Here is a 1,419-nt window from a genome sequence, read left to right on the forward strand (position 1 = left end):
CCAATGTTGTCAGGTTAGCAGAATTTGGTATAGTAGAAGTAAATGAGTGAAATGGGCGGATAAACCGTGAAAAAAAGAGCAAGGCTTTATCGGAACGTGCAATACGTATGATCTTCGGGGACGAGTTAAAAAATCAGGCAAAGATGAACGAGAAGGATTTTACAAGGAAAAGAAAAGTCGGTTTTGTTTCGCTGGTCTGTATGCTGATGAGAATGGTTCGAAAAACCACACAGTTGGAACTTGACGAATTTCGGAAGATGTTTCTTCCTGACTCGGAAACGACAACCTATACCAAACAATCGTTTTCAGAGGCCAGGCAAAAGCTGTCACCGGTGGCATTTACCTTACTGAACGATGAGATCGTCCGCGGGTTTTACGAAGATGGGGATTTTAAGATGTATAAAGGATTCCGCTTACTTGCTATGGATGGTAGCGTCATTGAAGTTCCTCAAACCAAGGAAACCTTGCAAACGTACGGATACGCGACGAACCAGGAGGGGAGAAAAGTAGCACGTGCTCTGTCCTCCCATCTATTCGATGTTGAAAACAAAATCGCCATCAGTACATGCATGAGCCGATATGATGATCATGAAAGGAACTTGGCGAAAAAAAACATCGAAAAACTTCTGGAACTCGTGCCTTCTCACATTCCTAACCTGATTCTGTTTGATCGGGGCTACCCGTCGGCTGACTTGATTCGGTATTTAGAGGAAAAAAACATCTGCTATCTCATGCGGGTAAGTTCCGCCTTCTACAAGGAAGTACTGGAAACCTCGTCCCCTGATGAGGTCGTACGGATTGAAATCAACAGAGAACGAGCGAAGGCTCTAAAGAAGAAAGGCACGCCTTTAAAACGGGGCACCGTTATAGAAGTCCGCGTGTTGAAAGTAGAGTTGCCTAGCGGAGAAATGGAGGTTCTACTCACAAACCTGACGCGAGAAGAACTGCGGTATGAAGAGAGCTCCGCTCTGTACTTCAAAAGATGGGGAATTGAAACACGAATTAATGAATTAAAACAAACATTTGAAATTGAGAATTTTTCGGCGGAAAAGCCACTGCTGATTGAACAAGATTTCTACGCGACGGTATTTTTAAGCAATATGGCATCGATTTACGAACAAGAAGCGGAAGAAGAGCTTCGAGAAAAAAACAAGAATAAGGTACGTAAGCATACAGAATACCGGATTAACAAAAGTATGCTTGTAGGAAAATTAAGAAATGACTTGATTGAAATTATTTTGAATGAGGATGACAAGGAAAAAGAACAGCTCTACCATCGCTTGATGGAAGAACTACAACGTAATGTAGTACCTGTCATCCCCAACCGAAATTTCAAACGTGAAAAACAAAGCAAAGCCAACCGATTTACACAAACAAAAAGACGCAACTTATAAAATAAGCTTAACCTGACAACATTGG

General features: G+C 42.0%; 1 protein-coding gene. It reads left to right on the plus strand.

The window, feature by feature from the left end:
• Positions 1–107 precede the first annotated feature (107 nt).
• Positions 108–1,394, plus strand: coding sequence for an IS4 family transposase (locus EYB31_RS39910; RefSeq protein WP_276322144.1), 1,287 nt, complete (start codon positions 108–110; stop codon positions 1,392–1,394).
• The last annotated feature ends 25 nt before the right edge of the window (positions 1,395–1,419 follow it).

It is taken from the genome of Paenibacillus thalictri, assembly GCF_004307995.1.
GTDB classification, from domain to species: domain Bacteria; phylum Bacillota; class Bacilli; order Paenibacillales; family NBRC-103111; genus Paenibacillus_AF; species Paenibacillus_AF thalictri.